15 protein-coding genes and 1 riboswitch are annotated in these 17459 nt (G+C 45.3%); of the genes, 9 read left to right on the forward strand and 6 right to left on the reverse strand.

Going from position 1 to position 17459, the window contains the following annotated elements; all coding sequences use genetic code 11:
* From dnaA to OCV44_RS00025, 5 genes are all read left to right on the forward strand, one after another.
* Positions 1-1422, forward strand: a complete 1422-nt coding sequence (gene dnaA, locus OCV44_RS00005; RefSeq protein ID WP_009848136.1) for a chromosomal replication initiator protein DnaA — start codon at positions 1-3, stop codon at positions 1420-1422.
* A gap of 81 nt (positions 1423-1503) precedes the next feature.
* Entirely contained in the window at positions 1504-2604 is a 1101-nt protein-coding gene (dnaN, locus tag OCV44_RS00010) for a DNA polymerase III subunit beta (RefSeq protein ID WP_010433159.1), read from the forward strand.
* Positions 2605-2678: 74 nt separating this feature from the next.
* The gene (gene recF, locus OCV44_RS00015) at positions 2679-3758 is read left to right on the forward strand and encodes a DNA replication/repair protein RecF (RefSeq protein WP_017080844.1); all 1080 of its coding nucleotides are present in this window, start codon (positions 2679-2681) and stop codon (positions 3756-3758) included.
* A gap of 17 nt (positions 3759-3775) precedes the next feature.
* A complete protein-coding gene (gene gyrB, locus OCV44_RS00020) occupies positions 3776-6193 on the forward strand; it encodes a DNA topoisomerase (ATP-hydrolyzing) subunit B (protein WP_139685485.1) in 2418 nt (805 codons plus the stop codon).
* A gap of 404 nt (positions 6194-6597) precedes the next feature.
* Entirely contained in the window at positions 6598-7020 is a 423-nt protein-coding gene (locus OCV44_RS00025; protein ID WP_139685486.1) for an Hsp20 family protein, read from the forward strand.
* 264 nt (positions 7021-7284) lie between these two features.
* Here the strand turns inward: OCV44_RS00025 and OCV44_RS00030 are convergent, their stop codons facing one another.
* The 3 genes from OCV44_RS00030 to glyQ form a co-directional block, all read right to left on the reverse strand.
* Positions 7285-8538: a valine--pyruvate transaminase gene (locus OCV44_RS00030; RefSeq protein WP_139685487.1), complete on the reverse strand. Its 1254-nt coding sequence runs from the start codon at positions 8536-8538 to the stop codon at positions 7285-7287.
* A gap of 258 nt (positions 8539-8796) precedes the next feature.
* Positions 8797-10863: a glycine--tRNA ligase subunit beta gene (gene glyS / locus OCV44_RS00035; protein ID WP_054548329.1), complete on the reverse strand. Its 2067-nt coding sequence runs from the start codon at positions 10861-10863 to the stop codon at positions 8797-8799.
* 2 nt (positions 10864-10865) lie between these two features.
* On the reverse strand, positions 10866-11795 hold the full coding sequence (glyQ, locus tag OCV44_RS00040) for a glycine--tRNA ligase subunit alpha (protein ID WP_017073808.1): 930 nt from the start codon (positions 11793-11795) through the stop codon (positions 10866-10868).
* Between the two features lie 210 nt (positions 11796-12005).
* Positions 12006-12181: riboswitch (yybP-ykoY riboswitch) on the forward strand.
* A gap of 35 nt (positions 12182-12216) precedes the next feature.
* On the opposite strand from glyQ, the gene OCV44_RS00045 reads away from it, so the two are divergent.
* Positions 12217-12771, forward strand: coding sequence for a TMEM165/GDT1 family protein (locus OCV44_RS00045; protein ID WP_139685488.1), 555 nt, complete (start codon positions 12217-12219; stop codon positions 12769-12771).
* A gap of 151 nt (positions 12772-12922) precedes the next feature.
* Positions 12923-13177, forward strand: a complete 255-nt coding sequence (locus OCV44_RS00050; RefSeq protein WP_009848161.1) for a hypothetical protein — start codon at positions 12923-12925, stop codon at positions 13175-13177.
* 83 nt (positions 13178-13260) lie between these two features.
* Here OCV44_RS00050 and tusA read toward each other — a convergent pair whose 3' ends face one another.
* Positions 13261-13512, reverse strand: coding sequence for a sulfurtransferase TusA (gene tusA / locus OCV44_RS00055; RefSeq protein ID WP_004736675.1), 252 nt, complete (start codon positions 13510-13512; stop codon positions 13261-13263).
* Positions 13513-13661: 149 nt separating this feature from the next.
* Here tusA and OCV44_RS00060 point away from each other — a divergent pair, with 149 nt between their 5' ends.
* Positions 13662-13847 (forward strand): hypothetical protein, encoded by a 186-nt coding sequence (locus OCV44_RS00060; RefSeq protein WP_004736674.1) that lies wholly within the window; start codon positions 13662-13664, stop codon positions 13845-13847.
* A gap of 156 nt (positions 13848-14003) precedes the next feature.
* Complete coding sequence (locus tag OCV44_RS00065; RefSeq protein ID WP_102569450.1) at positions 14004-14945, forward strand: LysR family transcriptional regulator; 942 nt, start codon at positions 14004-14006, stop codon at positions 14943-14945.
* A 109-nt stretch (positions 14946-15054) separates the two neighbouring features.
* Here OCV44_RS00065 and acuI read toward each other — a convergent pair whose 3' ends face one another.
* Both acuI and fadA read right to left on the reverse strand, forming a co-directional pair.
* Positions 15055-16035, reverse strand: a complete 981-nt coding sequence (acuI, locus tag OCV44_RS00070; protein ID WP_139685489.1) for an acrylyl-CoA reductase (NADPH) — start codon at positions 16033-16035, stop codon at positions 15055-15057.
* 242 nt (positions 16036-16277) lie between these two features.
* The gene (gene fadA / locus OCV44_RS00075) at positions 16278-17441 is read right to left on the reverse strand and encodes an acetyl-CoA C-acyltransferase FadA (RefSeq protein ID WP_065111981.1); all 1164 of its coding nucleotides are present in this window, start codon (positions 17439-17441) and stop codon (positions 16278-16280) included.
* Positions 17442-17459 lie beyond the last annotated feature (18 nt).

Consider the following 17459-nt stretch of genomic DNA (forward strand, 5'->3'; position numbering starts at 1 on the left):
GTGTCATCTTCGCTTTGGTTGCAATGCTTGCAACAGCTTCAAGAAGAGTTACCAGCTACAGAATTCAGTATGTGGGTACGTCCGTTACAAGCGGAGCTCAATGGTAATACTCTAACTCTATTTGCACCAAACCGATTTGTACTCGATTGGGTGCGCGATAAGTACCTAAATAGCATTAACCGTTTGCTACAAGAATATTGTGGTAATGATATCCCGCATCTTCATTTTGAAATTGGGAACAAACGAGTTACTGCTCCAAAATCTGAGACTATCGCCCCAGCTCGCACCCGTACAGCCGCTGATGTGGCCGCTGAATCGTCAGCACCTGCGCAGTTACAAGCTCGTAAGCCTGTTCACAATATCTGGCGTGATGAAGAGCCTGTAGCGGTTGATCTTAACCACCGTTCAAACGTAAACCCAAAACATAAGTTCAATAACTTTGTTGAGGGTAAATCAAACCAATTGGGTTTGGCGGCGGCACGTCAGGTTTCTGATAATCCAGGAACAGCCTATAACCCGTTGTTTTTATACGGTGGCACCGGTTTAGGTAAGACACACTTGTTGCATGCGGTGGGTAATGCCATTGTTGACAACAAACCGAATGCGAAAGTGGTTTACATGCATTCTGAGCGCTTTGTTCAGGATATGGTGAAGGCGCTACAAAATAACGCGATTGAAGAATTTAAGCGCTACTACCGTAGTGTTGATGCTTTGCTTATCGATGATATCCAATTTTTCGCGAATAAAGAGCGCTCTCAAGAAGAGTTCTTCCATACCTTTAATGCGCTGCTTGAAGGCAACCAACAGATCATCCTAACCTCTGACCGTTATCCAAAAGAGATCAACGGGGTAGAGGATCGTCTTAAATCTCGCTTCGGCTGGGGTTTGACGGTAGCGATTGAGCCACCAGAGCTTGAGACTCGTGTTGCGATCTTAATGAAGAAAGCCGAAGACCACCAAATTCACCTTGCGGATGAAGTGGCATTCTTTATTGCTAAGCGTTTACGCTCTAACGTTCGTGAGCTAGAAGGCGCATTGAACCGCGTTATTGCGAATGCAAACTTCACTGGCCGTCCGATCACGATCGATTTCGTGCGTGAAGCACTGCGTGACTTACTTGCCCTGCAAGAAAAACTAGTCACCATTGATAACATTCAAAAGACAGTCGCTGAATACTACAAAATCAAAGTTGCTGATCTATTATCTAAACGTCGTTCTCGTTCTGTTGCTCGTCCACGCCAACTGGCGATGGCACTGGCTAAAGAGTTAACCAACCACAGCTTGCCTGAGATTGGCGATGCATTCGGTGGCCGTGATCACACGACCGTACTGCATGCTTGTCGTAAGATTGCTCAGTTGCGTGAAGAGAGCCACGACATTAAAGAAGATTATTCGAACTTGATTCGTACCCTTTCTTCTTAATACACAGTATTCTTAACCTTAATAAGCAGAATCTTGGCCACGTACTATTACGCAGTGCCATTTAGACCGTAAGAGCAAGATATGAAATTTACCATTGAACGTAGTCACCTGATTAAGCCATTACAACAAGTATCTGGCGCACTCGGTGGCAGGCCAACGCTTCCAATTCTAGGAAATCTACTGATTAAAGTAGAAGATAACGTGTTGTCGATGACAGCAACGGATCTAGAAGTTGAACTGATCAGCCGTGTAACGCTTGAAGGTGATTTCGAAGCGGGCAGCATTACTGTACCTTCACGTAAATTCCTAGATATCTGTCGTGGCTTGCCAGACAGCTCAGTGATCACTGTGGTATTGGATGGCGACCGTATTCAGGTTCGTTCTGGTCGTAGCCGCTTCTCATTAGCAACATTACCTGCGGCAGATTTTCCAAACATTGAAGACTGGAGCAGTGAAGTTGAAGTGTCAGTGACACAAGCTGAGCTACGCGGTCTTATCGAGAAAACCCAATTCTCAATGGCGAACCAAGATGTTCGTTATTACCTAAACGGTATGTTGTTTGAGATTGAAGGTTCAATCCTACGAAGTGTCGCAACTGATGGTCACCGTATGGCGGTATCTCAAGCACAATTGGGTGCCGATTTTGCTCAGAAGCAGATCATTGTTCCTCGCAAAGGTGTGCAAGAGTTAGTGAAGCTACTGGATGCACCAGAGCAACCGGTAACGCTGCAGATTGGTAACTCTAATGTGCGTGCTGAAGTGAACAACTATGTCTTCACTTCTAAGCTCGTTGATGGTCGTTTCCCTGATTATCGCCGCGTAATGCCGCAAAATACTACCAAGACACTTGAAGCTGGTTGTGATGAATTACGTTCAGCATTTTCTCGTGCTGCGATTCTGTCGAACGAAAAATTCCGTGGTGTTCGCGTTAATCTTGTAGATAGCGAGATGCGCATTACCGCGAACAACCCAGAACAAGAAGAAGCGGAAGAAGTGTTAGATGTTAACTTCGACGGTGACGCGCTAGAGATTGGCTTCAACGTAAGCTACGTATTGGATGTTCTGAACACACTACGTTGTGAGCAAGTTCGCATCTCAATGTCAGACGCAAATGCGAGTGCTCTTATCGAGAACGCACAAGACGACAGCGCGATGTACGTTGTTATGCCTATTCGCTTATAAGCGTTGTTTGTGATGTTTACTGATCAACAACGTTTACCTATCGAGTCGTGATTGAAGATTAATATGAAGACGTTATGCCTTTATCGCGCTTAATCGTTAAGCAGTTTAGAAATATAGAAGCCTGTGACATTCAACCGTCATCAGGCTTTAACTTTCTTATAGGGGCTAACGGGAGCGGAAAAACCAGTGTCCTTGAAGCGGTATATCTGCTCGGACATGGTCGCTCATTTAAGAGTTCACTCACCGGCCGTATCATACAAAACGAGTGCAGTGAGCTGTTTGTCCATGGCCGTTTTATGACCTCGGATCAATTTGAGCTGCCAATTGGCATTAATAAGCAGCGCGATGGCACAACAGAGGTTAAAATAAGCGGTCAAACTGGGCAAAAATTGGCTCAGTTAGCACAGGTTTTACCTTTGCAGTTGATTCACCCGGAAGGGTTTGATTTACTAACCGATGGACCTAAGCATCGCCGCGCATTTATTGATTGGGGAGTCTTCCACAGTGAGTCCGGCTTTTATGATGCATGGGGCAGGGTAAAGCGCCTCAATAAGCAACGAAACGCCTTATTGAAAACGGCAACAAACTATCGAGAACTGAGCTATTGGGACCAAGAATTGGCCCGTTTAGCTGAAAGTATCAGCCAGTGGCGTGCCACTTACGTTGAACAGCTAAAAGAAGTCGCTGAAGAAATCTGCGCGACCTTCTTACCTGAGTTTGAGATAAAGATTAACTATTATCGTGGCTGGGATAAAGACACCCCATACGCCGAGATTTTAGAAAAGAATTTTGAAAGGGATCAGCAGCTTGGTTACACCTTTAGTGGGCCAAACAAAGCGGATCTAAAGATAAAAGTGAACGGCACTCCAGTGGAAGATGTCTTGTCACGAGGTCAGTTGAAGTTGATGGTGTGCGCGTTGCGAGTAGCACAAGGGCAACACCTCACTCAAATGACAGGTAAGCAGTGCATCTATTTGATAGATGACTTCGCTTCCGAATTAGATAGCCAACGCCGAGCACGTCTTGCTGAGTGTTTAAAGGCGACCCAGGCTCAAGTTTTTGTAAGCTCTATTACCGCTGATCAGATTGCAGATATGCATGACGAAAATAGCAGGATGTTTCATGTGGAACATGGCAAAATAGAGCAAGGATAATTAGTCAGAGAGTAACTATGTCAGATAATTACGATTCATCGAGTATTAAAGTACTGAAGGGTCTGGATGCGGTACGTAAGCGTCCTGGAATGTACATTGGCGACACGGATGATGGTACCGGTCTGCACCACATGGTTTTTGAGGTGGTAGATAACTCTATTGATGAAGCGCTAGCTGGTCACTGTAATGACATCATTGTAACTATCCATGAAGATAGCTCTGTGTCAGTAAGCGATGACGGCCGTGGTATTCCAACAGAATTGCACCCAGAAGAAAAAGTATCAGCAGCAGAAGTAATCATGACGGTTCTTCACGCTGGTGGTAAGTTCGATGATAACTCGTACAAGGTATCTGGTGGTCTGCACGGTGTTGGTGTTTCAGTAGTTAACGCACTTTCTAAGCAAGTTACTCTTACTATCCACCGCGGTGGCAAAATCCACACTCAAACCTACAGCCACGGTGAGCCTCAAGCGCCACTAGCGGTTATCGGTGACACGGATAAAACAGGTACAGAGATTCGTTTCTGGCCGAGTGAAGAAACCTTCACTAACATCGAGTTCCATTACGACATTTTAGCTAAGCGTCTACGTGAGCTATCATTCTTGAACTCAGGTGTATCAATTAAGCTAATTGATAAGCGCGAAGAAGATAAAATGGATCACTTCGAATACGAAGGCGGTATCCAAGCGTTTGTTGAACACCTTAATACCAACAAAACACCGATTATCCAGAAAATATTCCATTTCGATCATGAGCGTGAAGACGGTATTACCGTTGAAGTTGCGATGCAATGGAATGACGGTTACCAAGAAAATATTTATTGTTTCACCAACAACATCCCTCAGCGTGATGGTGGTGCTCACTTAGCGGGTTTCCGTGGTGCACTAACACGTACATTGAACAGCTTCATGGATAAAGAAGGCTTCTCGAAGAAAGCGAAGACTTCAACATCAGGTGATGATGCTCGTGAAGGTTTGACAGCGATTGTTTCGGTGAAAGTGCCAGATCCTAAGTTCTCAAGCCAAACGAAAGACAAGCTGGTTTCTTCAGAAGTGAAATCTGCCGTTGAGTCTACAATGGGTGAGAAACTGTCTGAGTTCCTAATTGAGAACCCAGGTGAAGCGAAAATCGTTTGTTCTAAAATTATCGATGCAGCACGTGCTCGTGATGCAGCGCGTAAAGCTCGTGAGATGACACGTCGTAAAGGCGCATTAGATTTAGCGGGTCTTCCAGGTAAACTAGCTGACTGTCAGGAAAAAGATCCTGCACAGTCTGAACTATATATTGTGGAAGGAGACTCTGCTGGCGGATCAGCTAAGCAGGGGCGTAACCGTAAGAACCAAGCAATCCTACCGCTTAAAGGTAAAATCCTTAACGTAGAGAAAGCGCGTTTCGATAAAATGCTGTCTTCTCAAGAAGTCGCAACGCTAATCACAGCCCTTGGTTGTGGTATTGGCCGTGATGAATACAACCCAGATAAACTGCGTTACCACAACATCATCATCATGACCGATGCCGATGTCGATGGTTCTCACATCCGTACTCTGCTACTGACGTTCTTCTACCGTCAAATGCCAGAGTTGATTGAACGTGGTTACATCTACATTGCTCAACCGCCACTTTACAAAGTGAAGAAGGGTAAGCAAGAGCAGTACATCAAAGATGAAGATGCGATGAACCAGTATCAAGTATCTTTGGCTTTAGACAATGCAGAACTGCACGTAAATCCTGAAGCACCTGCGTTTGCTGGTGAAGGCTTAGAGAAGCTTGTTCAGCAATACAATGCAGGCATCAAGCTCGTTGATCGTATGAGCCGCCGCTACCCACGCGCATTGGTTCACGAACTGATTTACGTTCCTCGCCTAACAGCTGAGCAGTGTCATGATGACGCGGTGGTTGAAGCTTGGGGTAAGCAGCTTGTAGAGCAGCTAAATGGTAAAGAAGCGGGTGCGAGCCAATACTCTCTTGAAGTTGAAAAACACGAAGAGCTAGGTTTAAGCGTTCCTAAGATTGTGGTTCGTACTCATGGTGTAACTCATGAGCACGTACTGAGCATTGACCTTATCAACTCGAAAGAGTTTGGCAAGCTAGCGGATCTTTCTGAAGCACTTGATGGCCTGATTGAAGAAGGTGCTTACATTAAGCGTGGCGAGCGTACTCAAGAAGTTTCTAGCTTCGTTGAAGCTCTGAACTGGTTAGTGAAAGAGTCTCGTCGTGGCCTGAGCCTACAACGATACAAAGGTCTAGGTGAGATGAACCCTGATCAACTTTGGGAAACGACAATGGATCCTGAAACTCGTCGTATGATGCAAGTAACGATTGAAGATGCTGTTGGTGCTGACCTGTTGTTTACAACGTTGATGGGCGACCAAGTAGAACCGCGTCGTAACTTCATCGAAGAGAATGCATTGAAAGTTGCCAATTTGGATGTGTAGTCCAAATCTAAACGATTAAAAATTATGAAAGCACTGCCTATTGGCGGTGCTTTTTTGTTTCTGTAAGGTATTGAAAAATATTGGATTGGAAAAGTAATTGAAAATAAACGCTTGAAACTGATTTGCTCAATCCACATATCTAGTTGTGAAGAGGATGACTGTCTTGCTCTACAAGAGAAGAAACAGACCCTTCATAACCGTTGCTAGAGTATCGCTCAATAGAGGATAACTTTGGCAGCACACAATTTAAAAATTGATTCATTGTCATGTCCCAGAGTTGTCATCAAACGAGGTGAAACCCGAGGAATGCGAACTGAATCTCTTAGCTGTTTACTGAATCATTCACAGGTTCGATCTCAGTAAAAATTACAGCTAAGACTATTGCTTACTAAAAGGATAGCATTATGAGAACTGTAGATTTCACTCCACTTTACCGCAACGCAATCGGCTTCGATCGTCTATTCAACATGATGGAAGCGAACACGTCGAAAAATACTTCTGGTGGTTACCCTCCGTATAACATCGAGCAAAAAGACGAGAATAACTACCGTATAACTATGGCAGTCGCTGGTTTTGCAGATGACCAATTAGATCTTACTCAAAAAGAGAACATGCTAATTGTTAAAGGCGAGCGTAAAGCAGAAGCCGAGAAAACCTTCGTATATCAAGGTATTGCAGAGCGCGATTTCGAACGTAAATTCCAACTGGCTGACTACGTAAAAGTGGTAGGCGCAAGTATGGAAAATGGTCTTCTTCATATCGACCTAGAACGCGAAATTCCAGAAGCGATGCAACCACGTAAGATTACTATCAATGGTAATGTCTAATCGAAGGCTAATACCCGTCATACTTGAAGCTACAGCGTTGTTGACGTCGTAAATTCCCCCTAATCACATAGGTTCCCTATGCTCATAGGGTTGAATTCTCTAGTCGCCTAGCTGAACCCCCAATTATTTCGGGTATTCAAGTGACAAAAACTATCGGGAAGTAGAAGTGAAAGAGCACCAGTACCTTGAAGAAGGTCGGTGCTCTTTTTTATTTGTCCTATTAACGTCATTCCATAGAGGGAGGAACGACCGAGTAGGGAATCTCTATTTACTTTCGCTGTAAGCCTTTTTCACCTCTTCAGCAATGATCGCGATACCTTTCTGCATCGCCTCATCATCTTGTACGTAGTTCATGCGTAAGCACTGGTGAGCATGATCCCACTCGTCTTCTTGGCCGATAAAGAAGTATTCACCCGGAACAATCAATACGCCGCGAGCTTTCAAGCGATCGTAAAGCTCCATGGTGGTAATCGGTAGCCCATCAAACCATAGCCATAAGAAAATCGCGCCTTCAGGCTTGTGGATACGGAAGCGAGGGTCATCGATCGCTTCTTGTAAAAGCTCAACCGCACGTAGAGATTTGTCTTTATAGAAAGGTTTGATCACCTCACTGCTCAAACGCAATAAATCGCCTTTTTCAATCATATGATTGGCAATTGCCGGCCCAACACTGCTCGGCGCTAAGCTGATAATGCCATTCATGTTAGTCAGAGCTTGTGTTACTTCTTCGCTCGCAATCACGATACCGCAACGCACACCCGGTAAACCAAGCTTAGAAAGGCTCATGCACAGAATGGTATTTTCATTCCAGAACGGTTCGACATCTTCAAAGATGATGTTTGGAAACGGCAGGCCATAGGCATTATCGATCAGTAGCGGGATGTTGTTTTCGCGCGCCAGTTTATCCAGTTTACGTACTTCTTCGTCGGTCAGTACGTTACCGGTTGGGTTGGTTGGGCGAGAAGCACAGATAGCGGCAACCGAGTCATCAACTTTAAGCTTTTCAAAATCAACATGGTATTTGAACTGTCTGTTTTCAAGCAGCTCGATCTCTGGGTGGTAAGAGATAAAAATATCGTCATCAATGCCCGCATCGCCGTAGCCGATATATTCAGGCGCGATCGGTAGCAAGATTTTCTTATGTGAGCCATCAGGCTGTTGGCCTGCTAGTAGGTTGAATAGGTAGAAGAAGCCACTTTGGCTGCCATTAGTTAGGCTAATGTTCTTCTCACTGATGTCCCAGCCGTAAGTATCTTTTAGCATTGTAGCTAACGACTTGATGAAGCTGTCTTTGCCTTGCGGACCATCGTAGTTGGCGAGGGCGGCGATGAGTTCTCCACTGGCGAGCATGTCGGCACTGGCTTGGTTAAAGTTATCGAGCATGGCTGGGATAGCGGCTGGGTTACCACCACCGAGCATGATTGCACCAGGAGTGCGCAGGCCATCATTCAAATCATCCATTAAACGAGTGATTCCAGAGTATCGATTAAACTTTTCACCAAACTTTGAGAATTGCATTGCTTCGTATACCTAATTCATTGTGATTATTATTCGTAGATTATGATCAATCTTATGAACCCGAGCGTGGCGGGTTACAGTGGGTAATCTTTGAACATACCGCAATGTTTTTGCGGCGCAAAGCACGAATTGCCCTCACACGAAAAAAAACTCAACAATGCTTGGTTCACAAAAACAAAAAGGGAAGCTTTCGCTTCCCTTTGGGTGTTTACGGTTAATTACTCAGAGTATGACTTAGAGTAACTGTCTCACTTGTGCTTATTTTTGCAGTAGAGAGATGTCAGCAATCTGTAGGAACAGGTTACGTAGGTTGTTCAGTAGCGTTAGACGGTTCTTCTTAAGCGCTTCGTCATCAGCCATAACCATTACGTTGTCGAAGAATGCATCAACAGGTTCACGTAGATCAGCAAGTTTGCTTAGGGCTTCTTGGTAGTTGCCTGTCGCGAATGCTGGTTCTAATGCTTCTGTCATTACTTCAACGTTTTCAGCCAGAGCTTTCTCTGCGTCTTCTTGAAGAAGAGCAAGATCGATTTCAGCTGGTAGCTCGCCATCGAATTTCGCAAGGATGTTACCTACGCGCTTGTTCGCTGCTGCTAGTGCTTCTGCTGCTTCCAGTTCACGGAAGTGAGAAACGGCTTTAACACGTTGGTCAAAGTCAGCTGGCTTAGTTGGACGACGTGCTAGTACTGCTTGGATGATATCAACGCTGAAACCAGCATCTTGGTACCATGCGCGGAAACGACCTAACATGAAGTCGATAACGTCAGCTTCAACGTTGTCGTTAGTTAGCTTGTCGCCTAGTAGCTCTTTCGCTTTACCGATTAGATCGGTTAGGTCTAGGTTGTAGCCGTTTTCAACGATGATACGTAGCACACCCAGTGATGCACGACGTAGAGCGAATGGGTCAGAACCTTTTGGAGCTTGGCCAATACCGAAGATACCTACGATAGTGTCTAGCTTGTCTGCCATTGCTACTGCAGATGAAATACCGGTGCTTGGTAGTGTGTCACCCGCGAAACGAGGCATATACTGCTCGTAAAGTGCCAGTGCTACTTGCTCGTCTTCACCATCGTGAGTCGCGTAGTGCATACCCATCACACCTTGAGTATCCGTAAATTCGAATACCATTGATGTCATTAGGTCACACTTAGCCAGTAGGCCAGCGCGCTTAGACTTTTCAACATCAGCATCGATTTGCTCAGCAATGTAGCCTGCAAGTTCTGTGATGCGGTCTGTTTTGTCTTTGATAGTGCCCAGTTGCTTCTGGAAGATAGCTTGATCTAGTTCAGCAAGACGGTCGATAAGCGGACGCTTACGGTCTGTGTTGAAGAAGAACTCAGCATCAGCTAGACGTGGACGTACAACTTTCTCGTTACCTTCGATAACGTGACGAGGCTCTTTAGACTCGATGTTCGAAACGAAGATAAAGTTCGGTAGTAGGTTTTTCTCTGAATCGTATACAGGGAAGTACTTCTGATCGCCTTTCATGGTGTAAACCAAAGCTTCAGAAGGCACTTTTAGGAACTCTTGCTCAAACTTAGCAGTAAGCACCACTGGCCATTCAACCAAAGAGGTAACTTCTTCAACAAGATCATCTTCTAGGTCAGCAATACCGCCAACCGCATCTGCTGCTTTTTTAGCATCAGCAAGAATGATCGCTTTACGCGCATCGTAATCTGCCATTACTTTACCGCGCTCTTCTAAGATCGCAGGGTATTGGTCAGCAGAGTCGATTGTGAACTCTTGTTCGCCCATGAAACGGTGGCCACGGATAGTACGAGCAGAAGCTACGCCTAGGATTTTGCCTTCAACAAGCTCATCACCTAGTAGTACTGTCAGTGTTTTCACTGGACGGATAAATTGAATGTCTGAGTTACCCCAGCGCATTGCTTTAGGAATTGGTAGGCCAGCGAGAGCTTTCGCAGCAATGTCGATCACCAATTCTTGAACAGGTTTGCCAGCCACTTCTTGTTTGAAAAGAAGCCACTCGCCTTTGTCTGTTTTCAGGCGGTCAGCTTGCTCAACGGTAATACCGTTACCACGGGCCCAACCTTGTGCAGCTTTAGTCGCGTTGCCTTCAGCATCGAATGCGACAGAAATTGCAGGACCGCGCTTCTCAACCACTTTGTCTGCTTGGCCTTCAGCCAGTGCAGTCACTTTAAGTGCTAGACGACGAGGTGCTGCGTACCACTTGATGCCTTCGTGAGAAAGCTCAGCCGTTTTAAGACCTGCTTCAAAGTTAGAAGCAAAGGCTTCAGCTAGAGAACGAAGTGCTGTTGGTGGAAGCTCTTCCGTACCCAGTTCAATTAGAAAATTCTTCGCCATGATTATTTACCTTCCTTTTTTTCTACAGAACGGCACATTGGGAAGCCAAGCGCTTCACGTGACGCGTAGTACGCTTCTGCAACAGCTTTAGTCAGGTTGCGGATACGAAGGATGTAACGTTGACGCTCTGTTACAGAGATAGCTTTACGCGCATCAAGGATGTTGAATGCGTGACCTGCTTTTAGAATGCGCTCGTAAGCTGGAAGCGGCAGTGGCTTTTCAAGCTCAAGTAGCTCTTTACACTCTTTTTCGCACTGGTCGAAGAAAGTGAATAGGAAATCTACGTCTGCGTGCTCGAAGTTGTATGTTGATTGCTCAACTTCGTTTTGGTGGAAGATGTCACCGTAAGTCACGTTAGAACCGTCTGGTGCTACGTTCCATACAAGGTCGTAAACAGAGTCTACTTCTTGGATGTACATTGCTAGACGTTCGATACCGTAAGTGATCTCACCCGTTACAGGCTTACACTCAAGGCCGCCAACTTGTTGGAAGTAAGTAAATTGAGTCACTTCCATACCGTTTAGCCATACTTCCCAACCAAGACCCCATGCGCCTAGCGTTGGGTTTTCCCAGTTGTCTTCTACGAAGCGAATATCGTGAACAAGTGGGTCGACACCAAGAACTTCAAGCGAGCCTAAGTACAACTCCTGGATGTTATCTGGAGAAGGTTTTAGAGCTACTTGGAATTGATAGTAGTGCTGCAGGCGGTTCGGGTTTTCACCGTAACGACCATCGGTCGGACGACGAGAAGGTTGAACGTATGCCGTAGACATTGGCTCTGGGCCAAGTGCACGTAGACATGTCATTGGGTGAGAGGTGCCAGCACCTACTTCCATATCTAGTGGTTGAACAATGGTACAACCGTTTTGTGCCCAGTAATCCTGCAGCGCGAGGATCATTCCCTGGAAGGTTTTGATATCGTATTTTTGCATAGTCAGGTTCGCGCGATTCTTTTAAATGAATGAGAAAAATAACCTCTGAGTATACCGAGATATTGGTAAAGCGAGTAGGGGTAATCTTGTTTAATTAGTGGTCTAAAATGTCGTTTAGTGGATTTTTTTGCCTTTAATGTTTGTTTTTCGGCACAAGTGGATATTTTGATAACTTTGACACTTGTGTTTGAAAGCGTGGGTGATTAAAATCTCGCGGTCTTTGGGGAGTAGCTTACTTATTCATATCCTATTGAATGAGTTCGTCCGTCAACATAATTGATGCAAAATCATCATGGCGTTCGAGGCAACCACCACCTTGGTGGCGCTTAGCAAGACCTTAGACAAGCATCGTGAACCGGGATGGGGCGCGAGGTTTGTCTTTGGTTAAATTATAATAATCCTCATCCCAAATGAGCATGTCGTGAGCGTTTTAGCAATTTCAATTACAACTGTCGCCTTAGCCGAGATCGGTGATAAGACTCAGTTGCTATCCCTTTTATTAGCCAGTCGATATCGAAAACCGATACCTATCATCGCGGCTATCTTCTTTGCCACTATTGCCAATCATGCCCTTGCCGCATGGCTTGGAGTTGTGGTCGCAGATTACTTATCTCCTGAAATCTTAAAATGGGTGCTGGTGGTCAGTTTCATTGCGATGGCGGGCTGGATTCTGATTCCGGATAAGTTGGACGATGATGAGCAGATCTCGAACCGAGGGCCGTTTGTCGCCAGTTTTATCGCTTTCTTCATCGCTGAGATCGGTGATAAGACTCAGATTGCGACCTCCATTCTAGGGGCTCAATATTCAGATGCATTAACGTGGGTAATTCTCGGCACTACCATTGGTATGTTGCTGGCGAATGTGCCTGTGGTGATCATTGGTAAGCTATCGGCAGATAAGATGCCACTTGACCTGATTCGCAAGATCACAGCCTTGTTGTTCGTGGGTTTGGCTATCGCAGCAGCGTTCTATTAATCGGTAGTATTGAGTCTTATTATACTCAATCAGTAGAGTAATGTGTTGTAGGTCATACTCTTACAGTATTGTGGGGTTTATCGAGCGAATGGACATATAACTGTCATACTTGTCATGATATTTTAATCTTGTGAGTTAAGAACACGAGGGCATGATTATGTTGACGCGTTATATGGGTATTACTCCACAAAGCCAAAGTTATCTATTTACCTTTGGTCTTGCACTTACACTACTAGGCATGGTGTTGACGGACATGTGGCTACCAATGGTGGCTGGTTCGATGATCATGACCGGGCTTGCGGTAGAAGCTTGGATTCGGGTTGCGCATATTATTCCTATGCGAAAAGATATCCGAGAAATTCAGCATCAGCTTGAGCATCTGCAAAACAAGTCTAGAAGCGAATAAACAAAAAGCCGCTCGTACTCTGAGTTCTGCTTAAGAACATAAGGTACGAGCGGCTTTTTTGATACTTGATAGTCGGTGGGGCGTTACGCCTCCAATCCCTTTCTGATCAAATACTGGTAAGGCAACGTTTCTGTCGCTTGGCCTACCAACTGGTGATCCATGAATCGACAAAAGCTCGGAATATCACGAGTTGTCGAAGGGTCGTCAGCTTTTACCAGTAACACATCGCCATCCTGCATGTTTCTAATTGTCTTCCTGACCATCATTACTGGTTCTGGGCAACGTAGGCCTTCAGCTTCTAAAGTGTGGGTTGCCAGTTCAGGTTTGAATGTCATGGTTTGTATCTCTATATCTATCTAACGAGTGAATAATACGTCTGCAGAAAAAATATGCAATAAGTGCTTGGCAAACGGAACCATTTCCTATAACTTAATTAACAAGTTGATAACAACTTGTAACAAAGGCAACTAGCTAAGGAGTGGCGATGTTGACAGGATTAGATAGATTAACAATTTATTCAGTTCTCTGTTTTATTTCTTTTTGTGCGTTAGTACTACGCTCATCGACAGAGACCTCTCTAATGCCAATCTTTGGCATAGTAGCAACGATTATTGGTATTTGGGTAGAGATGCGCCGTTGGCAAGGCATAGCCGAGGAGCAAGAGCACTAACCCGGATACAACAAGCAAATTCCGATACGACAACATTCCGACACTATCCCCAGATTTTCTTGGGCTTCCCCGCGTAATTGCGGGATTTTTTTTATCTAAAGCATGCTATAAACAACTTAGTGACCAATGATAATTGTATACAGCTAGGTAAGTGGCGTGGAATTAGAAGACATCTATCGTAGAGACCTGAATTTACTGGTCGCCTTAAAGGTATTGATTGAAGAGGGCAGTGTTAGTCAGGCTGCGCTTCGTCTTAACCTAAGCCAATCGGCAACCAGCCGAGTATTAGGTCGCTTAAGAGAACTACTCAACGATCCCCTGTTTACGCGCCAAGGTCAGCACCTTATTCCCACCAAGAAAGCACTCGAGATCAGCCAGCGTATTGATCAACCTTTGGAGTCTTTCCGCCAACTTCTTAGCCCGAGTGATTTCGATCCTTACTATTGCAGCGAGCGATTTTTGATTGCGACTACTGACTACGCAATGCAAACCATCTTGCCGTATGCGTTACCTAAAATTTATGAGCAAGCGCCGAATATCTCTTTGGAGTTTGCGCCACTGCAGCATGAGCATTTGTTTAAGCAGCTCAGTACCGAACGTGTCGATATGGCGATTTGTCGCCCGAGTGGCAGCATCGCGCCACTTCATCAAGAAGTATTGGGGCCGGTGGGCGTATCATGTTTGTTATCTAAAAATCATCCGTTAGCCGATCGATCGTTAAGTCTTGAAGACTATGTTTCTTTACCTCACGCGATGATTGCGATCAGTGATGGTGTTAAGGCTTTACTCGATAACGCTTTAGCCAATCAACAACCTCGCAAAATGGTACTGCGTGCTTATCACCTTGAAGCTGCATTAGCGATTGTCGATAGAATGCCATTAGTGATCACTGTGCCTGCTGATTTGGCTTATTTGGTGGCTGAGCGTTATGACTTAGTCGTCAAGCCGTTGCCATTTGAGTTTATGCCGTTTGATTACTCACTGATCTGGCACTCGCGCTGCGATTCTTCGGCCTCGCAACAATGGTTAAGAAGGGTGGTAAAAGAGGAGTGTGGTGAGTTGATTCAGAAGCGTATTGCGGATGTTGGCTTGGGGTAACCTAATTTAGATCTAGTTTTGGTTTACTCGATCCAAATGACAAAAATGCAAAAGGGCTGATTACTATCAGCCCTTTGTTGTTCTGGGATATTTGAGCTTTAGCTGATTATTAAAGCTTTATAACTACGCGACCAGTGATTTGACCGTTAGTGATGTCTTCTGCAGCTTGAATAGCGCCATCTAAAGATACTTCTTTAGTCGCTTGGCCGTAGAAAGACTCAGGTAGCAGCTCAGCAAGTTGTTCCCACGCTTTAATACGTTTCTCACGAGGGCACATTACTGAATCAACACCTTGTAGGCGAACGTTACGCAGAATGAATGGCATTACCGTGGTTGGTAAGTCAAAGCCGCCAGCTAGGCCACACATTGCAACCGCACCGTTGTAATCAATTTGCGCCAATACTTTCGCAAGTACTTTGCTGCCTACCGTATCGATAGCACCAGCCCACAGTTGTTTCTCAAGTGGTTTTGCTGGTTCTTCTAGTTCAGCACGCTCAACAATGCGTGTCGCGCCTAGTGATTTTAGAAGCTCACCATTTTCTGAAGCACGGCCAGTCACCGCTGCCACTTTGTAGCCCAGTTGGTTAAGTAGAGTGATAGACACGCTGCCTACACCGCCACTTGCACCCGTTACTAGGATTTCACCGTCTTCAGGTTTGATACCAGCATCTACGATAGCTTGCACACAAAGCATAGCGGTGAAGCCTGCTGTACCGATCGCCATTACTTTCTTAGCGTCTAGACTTGCAGGCATTGGCACTAACCAGTCACCGTTTAGGCTTGCTTTCTCAGCCATGCCGCCCCAGTGGCCTTCACCAACACCCCAACCCGTTAGAACAACTTCGTCGCCTGCTTTGTAGCGCGGGTCATCAGATTGTGAAACCACACCAGAAAGGTCGATACCAGGAACCATAGGGAAGTTGCGAACAATGCGCCCTTTACCTGTTATCGCCAAACCATCTTTGTAGTTCAAAGAAGAGTAACTCACATCAACCTTCACGTTACCTTCTGGTAATTGAGACTCATCAATTTGAGAAACTGATGCGATAGTTTTTTTGTCTTCTTGGTTTAGTACAAGTGCTTTAAACATGATCTGCTCCGTAGGAGGAATATTAGGAAACTGAAGTAACTTTAGTTGAATCGTTGGAGAAAAAATAATGAAACATCAACATTGAATCTATGCGTTTTGTGCATAGATCTAGGTGGTGCTTTTTCTTTTGCCAAGTTCGCTTAACGAATCGATAGATTATCGGATGCCGAGTAATAAAAAGTGCAGCTATATAAATATAGCTGCACAAAATATTACCTTTCAAGTATTACAGTCAGTGGTCGCTATGGGCGTTCAAATACCGTTGCAATACCTTGGCCTAAACCAATACACATGGTCGCTAAGCCGTATTTCACGTCTTGCGCTTCCATCAGATTGATTAGCGTTGTCGATATACGAGATCCAGAACAACCCAGTGGGTGACCGAGTGCAATCGCACCGCCGTTAAGGTTAACTTTCTCGTCAACTACATCCAATAGACCGAGATCTTTAGCACATGGCAGAGATTGAGCAGCGAACGCTTCGTTGAGCTCAATAACGCCCATATCTTCAATGTTCAGACCTGCACGTTTTAACGCTTTTTGAGTCGCCGGTACTGGACCGTAACCCATGATTGAAGGATCACAACCTGCGATAGCCATCGACTTCACGCGAGCGCGGATCTTAAGGCCAAGCGCGTTGGCTTTATCTTCACTCATGATCAGCATTGCCGATGCACCATCAGACAATGCTGATGAAGTACCTGCTGTTACCGTTCCGTTTGCTGGGTCGAATACAGGACGAAGTTGAGATAGACCTTCAACTGTTGTTTCTGGACGAATGACTTCATCGTAATCCAGAGTGAACAGAGAACCATCTGCTGCGTGAGCTTCGGTTGGTAGGATTTCGTTTTTGAAACGACCTTCAACCGTTGCTGCTTGAGCTCGAGCGTGTGAGCGTGCTGCGAATGCATCTTGGTCTTCACGGCTGATGCCATGCATCTTGCCAAGCATCTCAGCCGTTAAGCCCATCATTCCTGCTGCTTTTGCTACGTGCTTAGACATGCCAGGGTGGAAATCGACACCGTGGTTCATAGGTACATGCCCCATGTGTTCTACACCACCGATCAAGCAGATTTCTGCATCTCCAACCATGATTGAACGAGCAGCATCATGCAAAGCTTGCATAGATGAACCACATAAACGGTTCACCGTTACCGCACCAATTTCAATCGGTAGGCCAGCAAGCAAAGCAGCGTTACGAGCCACGTTAAAGCCTTGCTCTAGCGTTTGTTGTACACAACCCCAGTAAATGTCTTCAATTTCGACAGGGTTTACTTCTGGGTTGCGCTCTAAAATGCCTTTCATCAAATGTGCCGATAGATCTTCAGCACGAGTGTGACGGAAAGCTCCACCTTTGGAACGTCCCATTGGGGTACGAAGGCAATCAACAACAACTACATTATTCATTTTGCTATTCCTTTTCCA

Source organism: Vibrio tasmaniensis, from assembly GCF_024347635.1.
In the GTDB taxonomy this organism is placed as follows: domain Bacteria; phylum Pseudomonadota; class Gammaproteobacteria; order Enterobacterales; family Vibrionaceae; genus Vibrio; species Vibrio tasmaniensis.

Coding starts and splice junctions, on each gene's coding strand:
- recF (WP_017080844.1), top strand. CDS start 2,679: ATGCCTTTATCGCGCTTAATCGTTAAGCAGTTTAGAAATATAGAAGCC.
- glyQ (WP_017073808.1), bottom strand. CDS start 11,795: ATGCAAAAATACGATATCAAAACCTTCCAGGGAATGATCCTCGCGCTG.
- OCV44_RS00050 (WP_009848161.1), top strand. CDS start 12,923: ATGATTATGTTGACGCGTTATATGGGTATTACTCCACAAAGCCAAAGT.
- fadA (WP_065111981.1), bottom strand. CDS start 17,441: ATGAATAATGTAGTTGTTGTTGATTGCCTTCGTACCCCAATGGGACGT.
- OCV44_RS00030 (WP_139685487.1), bottom strand. CDS start 8,538: ATGCAATTCTCAAAGTTTGGTGAAAAGTTTAATCGATACTCTGGAATC.
- acuI (WP_139685489.1), bottom strand. CDS start 16,035: ATGTTTAAAGCACTTGTACTAAACCAAGAAGACAAAAAAACTATCGCA.
- gyrB (WP_139685485.1), top strand. CDS start 3,776: ATGTCAGATAATTACGATTCATCGAGTATTAAAGTACTGAAGGGTCTG.
- OCV44_RS00025 (WP_139685486.1), top strand. CDS start 6,598: ATGAGAACTGTAGATTTCACTCCACTTTACCGCAACGCAATCGGCTTC.
- glyS (WP_054548329.1), bottom strand. CDS start 10,863: ATGGCGAAGAATTTTCTAATTGAACTGGGTACGGAAGAGCTTCCACCA.
- dnaN (WP_010433159.1), top strand. CDS start 1,504: ATGAAATTTACCATTGAACGTAGTCACCTGATTAAGCCATTACAACAA.
- OCV44_RS00060 (WP_004736674.1), top strand. CDS start 13,662: ATGTTGACAGGATTAGATAGATTAACAATTTATTCAGTTCTCTGTTTT.
- tusA (WP_004736675.1), bottom strand. CDS start 13,512: ATGACATTCAAACCTGAACTGGCAACCCACACTTTAGAAGCTGAAGGC.